Annotated in this window: 5 protein-coding genes; 1 reads left to right on the top strand and 4 read right to left on the bottom strand. The window is 62.6% G+C overall.

Annotation, left to right across the window (positions count from 1 at the left end):
• The 4 genes from cyoD to cyoA all read right to left on the bottom strand — a co-directional run.
• Window positions 1-362 (bottom strand): cytochrome o ubiquinol oxidase subunit IV (gene cyoD / locus P3W85_RS02055; protein WP_276263539.1); only part of this gene is annotated, 362 nt, incomplete at its 3' end.
• A complete protein-coding gene (cyoC, locus tag P3W85_RS02050; protein ID WP_017224149.1) occupies window positions 359-961 on the bottom strand; it encodes a cytochrome o ubiquinol oxidase subunit III in 603 nt (200 codons plus the stop codon). The genes cyoC and cyoD, both read right to left, overlap by 4 nt.
• Before the next feature lie 3 nt (window positions 962-964).
• Complete coding sequence (gene cyoB, locus P3W85_RS02045; RefSeq protein ID WP_276263538.1) at window positions 965-2,941, bottom strand: cytochrome o ubiquinol oxidase subunit I; 1,977 nt, start codon at window positions 2,939-2,941, stop codon at window positions 965-967.
• A 68-nt stretch (window positions 2,942-3,009) separates the two neighbouring features.
• Window positions 3,010-3,870 carry a ubiquinol oxidase subunit II gene (gene cyoA, locus P3W85_RS02040; protein ID WP_051078369.1) on the bottom strand — a complete coding sequence of 287 codons (861 nt, stop codon included), beginning with the start codon at window positions 3,868-3,870 and terminating at the stop codon, window positions 3,010-3,012.
• A gap of 306 nt (window positions 3,871-4,176) precedes the next feature.
• Between cyoA and P3W85_RS02035 the strand changes: the two genes are divergently transcribed.
• Window positions 4,177-5,580 carry a PLP-dependent aminotransferase family protein gene (locus P3W85_RS02035; protein WP_276263537.1) on the top strand — a complete coding sequence of 468 codons (1,404 nt, stop codon included), beginning with the start codon at window positions 4,177-4,179 and terminating at the stop codon, window positions 5,578-5,580.
• Window positions 5,581-5,655 lie beyond the last annotated feature (75 nt).

The following is a 5,655-nucleotide window of genomic DNA, read 5'->3' as shown; positions in this document are numbered from 1 at the left end:
CGCGCGTTTTCCGGCGACATCTGCATCGGCATCATGTTGACGTTGGCGTTGTGCATGACCCACAACGATCCCGCTACGATGATGGCGATGAGCGCCCCGGTGCAGATGAAGATCGCCGTGTTTGCCCGCTGGTCGGGCGACGTGCCGATATGCAGGAAGAACACCAGCTGCACCACCAGCTGGGCGACGCAGAGCACCACGATGGCGGCCAGGCCCATGCCCTTCGGCACGAGCCCTTCCATCACCGCGCCGAACGACGCGAGGGTGAGCACCAGCGACAGCACAAAGCCGATCACATAGCCTTTCATGCTGCCGTGCGCGGCGTGCGCTGCGGATGCGGTGTGAAGGTGGGCGGTTTTCATACGAACTCTCGCAGATAGACAAAGGTGAACACGCAGATCCAGACCAGGTCCAGGAAGTGCCAGAACAGGCTCAGACAGGCCAGCCTGCGGCGGGTCACGCCGTCCAGGCCGAAGCACTTGATCTGGTGCATCATGATCAGGATCCACAGCAGGCCGCAGCTGACATGCAGGCCGTGGGTGCCCACCAGGGAAAAGTAGGAAGACAGGAAAGCGCTGACGCCCGGCCCCGCGCCGGCATGCAGCAGCTCGGCGAATTCATACAGTTCCATGGCGATGAAGGCCGCGCCGAGCAGGAACGTGACGCCCAGCCACTGGATGACCTGGCGTTCCCGCCCGGGCTGCATGTTCAGCATGGCCACGCCGAAGGTGAAGCTGCTGACCAGCAGCAGCATCGTTTCGCCGAGCACGAACGGCAGCTCGAACAGGTCCCGGCCGCTCGGGCCGCCCGCCGTGTTGGCGGCGAGCACCCCGAAGGTAGCGAACAGCACGGCGAAGATCAGGCAGTCGCTCATCAGGTAGATCCAGAAACCTAGCGTGGTCTTGGATCCGTCGTCGTGTTCGACATGTTCGTGCGCATTGTGAATGACTGTGTAGCTCATGGGTCAAGCCGCCTTGCGTAGCTGCGCATAGCGCGTGTTTTCGATGCGTTCGACTTCGGCCGCCGGGACGTAGTAGTCCACATCGCGGTTGTAGGTCCGTGCGATGAAGGTGCCGATGACGCCCAGCAGGCCAACCACGGCGAACGCCCACATATGCCAGACCAGGGCGAAGCAGAGCACCAGGCCGAACAAGGAGACGATCACGCCCGCGCTGGTATTGCGGGGCATATGGATGTCTTCGTAGTGGCCCGGGCGGACATAGGCGCGTCCCGCTTCCTTGTCGTCCCAGTGCTGTTCCAGCGAATCGATATGCGGCACATGGGCGAAGTTGTAGAAGGGCGCCGGCGAGGCGGTGGCCCATTCCAGGCTGCGGCCGTCCCAGGGGTCGCCGGTGAGGTCGCGGTTGTTCTTGCGGTCGCGCACGCTGACGGCCAGCTGGATGAGCAGGGCGACGATGCCGGCGCCGATGATGACGGCGCCGATCAGCGCGACGATCAGGTAAGGCTGCCAGTCGGCGTGCGGGTAGTGGTTCATGCGGCGGGTCATACCCTTGAAGCCGAGCACGTAGAGCGGCATGAAGGCCAGGTAGAAGCCCACCAGCCAGCACCAGAAGGACACCTTGCCCCAGAACTCGTTCAGGGTGAAGCCGAACACCTTGGGGAACCAGAAGCTCATCGCGGCCAGGCAGCCGAAGATGACGCCGCCGATGATCACGTTGTGGAAGTGAGCCACCAGGAACAGGCTGTTATGCAGCACGAAATCGGCGCCGGGCACGGCCAGCAGCACGCCCGTCATGCCGCCGATGGCAAAGGTGACCATGAAGCCGATCGTCCACAGCGTCGACGAGTGGTAGCGGATGCGGCCGCGGTACATCGTGAACAGCCAGTTGAACAGCTTCACCCCGGTCGGGATCGAGATGATGGAGGTCATGATCCCGAAGAAGGCGTTGACGTTCGCGCCCGAGCCCATCGTGAAGAAGTGATGCAGCCAGACGAAGAACGACAGGATGCCGATCGACGAGGTGGCGTACACCATCGACTTGTAGCCGAACAGCGGCTTGCCGGAGAAGGTGGAGATGATCTCGGAGAAAGCCCCGAAGCACGGCAGGATCAGGATGTAGACCTCGGGGTGTCCCCAGACCCAGATCAGGTTGACGTACATCATGGCGTTGCCGCCAAGCTCGTTGGTGAAGAAATGCATGCCCAGGTACCGGTCGGCGGTAAGCAGGGCTAGCGTGGCGGTCAGGACGGGGAATACGGCAACGATCAGGATGTTGGTGATCAGCGCGGTCCACGTGAACACCGGCATCTTCATCAGCGTCAGGCCCGGTGCGCGCATGCGCAGGATGGTGACGATGAAGTTGATGCCGGTGAGCGTTGTCCCCAACCCGGATATCTGCAATGACCATATGTAGTAGTCCACCCCTACCGTCGGGCTGTATCCCAGCTCGGATAACGGTGGATAGGCCACCCAGCCCGTAGCGGCAAAATCGCCGACGAACATCGACATCATCACCAGCACGGCGCCCGCCACCGCCAGCCAGAAGCTGAGCGAGTTGACGAACGGATAGGCCACGTCGCGGGCGCCGATCTGCAGCGGCACGATGACATTCATCAGGCCGAGGATGAACGGCGTCGCCACGAAGAAGATCATGATCACGCCATGGGCGGTGAAGATCTGGTCATAGTGGTGCGGGGGCAGGTAGCCGGCCGCATCGCCCACGGCGATCGCCTGCTGCGCGCGCATCATGATGGCGTCGGCGAAGCCGCGCAGCAGCATGACCAGCGCCATGATGATGTACATCACGCCGATGCGCTTGTGGTCGACCGAGCAGATCCACTCGGTCCACAGGTACTTCCATTTGCCGAAATAGGTAACGGCGCCGATCAGCGCGGTACCGAGCAGGATGACGGCGACCAGCGTACCCATGATGATGGGTTCATGGTACGGAATCGCATCGATGTTTAATTTTCCGAACATGGCTCAGTGCTCCGTGGCCGCGGCGTGGTGGTGTTGCATGTGTTGCGTGTATTGCAAAATCATTGGCTTCATTGGTTGACGGCCAGCGGGGGGCTTTGGGCAGTACATACGTCGCCACGCGCATTGCTATTGCTATTGCTATGCATGTATTTGTTGACGATGCTCTGGAACAGGCCGGGCGCAACGCCCGCATAGAGCGTCGCCGGCTCTTTGGTGCTCGGGCGCTCCAGTGTCTGGTAGGCCTTCTGGTCCAGCGTCAGATTCGAATTCTTGGCTTGCCGGACCCAGGCATCGAATTCCTCGCGCGAGGTGGCCACGGTGTCGAAATGCATGTCGGAGAATCCGGGGCCGCTATAGGCCGCGGACAGTCCCGCGTAGATGCCCGGCGTGTCGGCGATCAGATGCAGCTTGGTTTCCATGCCGGCCATGGCATAGACCTGGCTGCCGAGCTGCGGGATGAACAGGGAGTTCATCATCGATTCCGAGGTGATGCTGAAATTGATCGGCGTATCGACCGGGATCGGCAGCCGGTTGACCGAGGCGATGCCGTAGTCCGGGTAGATGAACAGCCATTTCCAGTTCAGCGCCACGGCTTCGACACGCACGGGCTTGACGGTGGACTCGAGCGGCCGGTACGGATCCAGCGAATGGGTGGTCTTCCAGATCAGGATCCCGAGGAAGGCCACGATCACGCACGGAATGGTCCAGATGACCACTTCGATCCGGGTGGAGTGCGCCCACTTGGGTGCGTAGGTTGCCTTGGTGTTGGAGGCGCGATAGCGCCAGCCGAAATAGAGCGTCAGCAGGATGACGGGAATGACGACCATCAGCATCAGGAACATCGAGACCAGGATCAGGGTCTTTTCCTGGTGCCCGATGTCGCCCTTCGGGGAGAGCAGCTCCAGTTGGCAGCCACTGAGAAGGAGCATGGCTCCGCCACCCAGGAACAGCCCCGCATAGCGGAGCGTTCCCTGGCACGCCTTCAGCCAATCGCTGGAATCTCGCCGGACTGCATGGCTTGCGCCGGCCATTAAGTTACGCATAAGACACACCTTAGTTATGCATCACATAACCGGCGCACGCGTCGAGACCGCCTGCCACGGCACGCTGGAATACATTGCGAGAGAGGGAGATCCGCCGGATTGGCGGGAAACGCATACAAAGCGTTTAATGTATGGATTTGTGTGATGCTGCGCCGCATGATAATGTAAGACAAAGGCCATACATCAAGGAAAATGAGTCAAATCGAATCCATACAAGGCGACAACACCGGGCCTGACTGGAACGCCGCCTTTATCCGTGGCGAGGGGGCGCGCTACCAGCAGATCGTTGCCTTCATCGAGCGCGCGGTGGGGGAAGGAAGCCTGAACCCGGGAGACCGCCTGCCGCCCCAGCGCAACCTGGCCAGGCAACTGGGGGTGGATCTCACCACCGTGACGCGAGCGTTCACCGAGGCCAAGCGGCGTAACCTGATCGAAGCGCGCGGGGCGCTGGGCACCTTCGTTGCAGCGCCGAAGGTGGAACTGGCGCAGATGGTCGACCTGAGCATGAACGTGCCGCCGCCTCCCGCCGGGGTCGACTTCCACGACCTGTTGCAGCAGGGCTTGTCGCAGGTGCTGCTGAGGGCGGATGCGCACCTGCTCATGACCTACCAGCTTGGTGGCGGCAGCAAGGCCGACCGGGCCGCCGGGGCGATGTGGCTGAAGCCGATGCTCGAGTCGGTCAGCCCGCAGCAGTTGATTGCCTGCCCCGGCGCCCAGGCCGCGCTGGCGGCGCTGATCCTCACGCTTACGCAGCCTGGCGAGGCGATTGTCGCGGAGCCGCTGACCTATCCCGGCTTGCGCGCGGCGGCCGAGCAGCTTGGGCGGCGCGTGGTGACCGTGGCCGCGGATGACGAAGGGATGCAGCCCGATGCGCTGGAGGCCGCCTGCCGCGAGCATGGCGCACGCGTGGTCTACCTGAACCCGACCATCCAGAACCCGACCACGCTGACCATGCCCGCGCACCGGCGCCGCGATATTGCGCTGGCCGCGCAGAAATGCGGCGCCTGGATCATCGAGGACGATCCCTACTGGCTGCTGAACAGCAACGCGCCCCCGCCGGTGGCGCATTTTGCGCCGGGCCAGGTCTACTACATCGCAACGCTGTCGAAATGCCTGAGCCCCGGGCTGCGGACCGCCTACATCCGCCTGCCCGACGCACGCAGCCAGGCCGGCGTGCTTGCCGCGCTGCGCTCCTTTGCGCTGATGTCGACGCCGCTGTCGACCGCCCTGGTCACGCAGTGGATCCACGATGGCTCGGCAGCCCGGCTGCTGGCCGGGATCCGCACGGAAGCGCTCGCGCGCAGGGAACTGGCGCGGCAACTCCTGTCGAGCGTGGACCAGGCGCCGCCCAGCGGCATCCATGTCTGGCACAGGTTGCCGAGCTACTGGACTTCCATGGCGCTGACACAGGCCGCTCGCGCGGAGGATCTGCGGGTGACTTCCTCCGATGCGTTCTATTCGGGGCCGACGCCGCCCAATGCGATTCGCATTTCGCTGGGAGGGGTTGAGGAGCGGGGGCATCTTGCCGCTGCGTTGAAGAAGCTGGCGGAGTTGCTGGTGCGTCGGCCGCAGATGCCTCGGGAGATTGTGGTTTAGTGTTTTTTGGCTGCTTGGCTTTAAAAAATCAGGTTTTTTTGTTATTTAGAATATATTTAGGGACCTGATTCAGGT

It is taken from the genome of Cupriavidus basilensis, from assembly GCF_029335485.1.
Lineage (GTDB): Bacteria > Pseudomonadota > Gammaproteobacteria > Burkholderiales > Burkholderiaceae > Cupriavidus > Cupriavidus basilensis_E.
This window is presented reverse-complemented; position numbering and strand designations above follow the sequence as displayed.

Bases quoted from the DNA above. Each gene is read 5' to 3' on its own strand.
- cyoC (WP_017224149.1), bottom strand. From the start codon at position 961: ATGAGCTACACAGTCATTCACAATGCGCACGAACATGTCGAACACGAC.
- P3W85_RS02035 (WP_276263537.1), top strand. From the start codon at position 4,177: ATGAGTCAAATCGAATCCATACAAGGCGACAACACCGGGCCTGACTGG.
- cyoB (WP_276263538.1), bottom strand. From the start codon at position 2,941: ATGTTCGGAAAATTAAACATCGATGCGATTCCGTACCATGAACCCATC.
- cyoA (WP_051078369.1), bottom strand. From the start codon at position 3,870: ATGCTCCTTCTCAGTGGCTGCCAACTGGAGCTGCTCTCCCCGAAGGGC.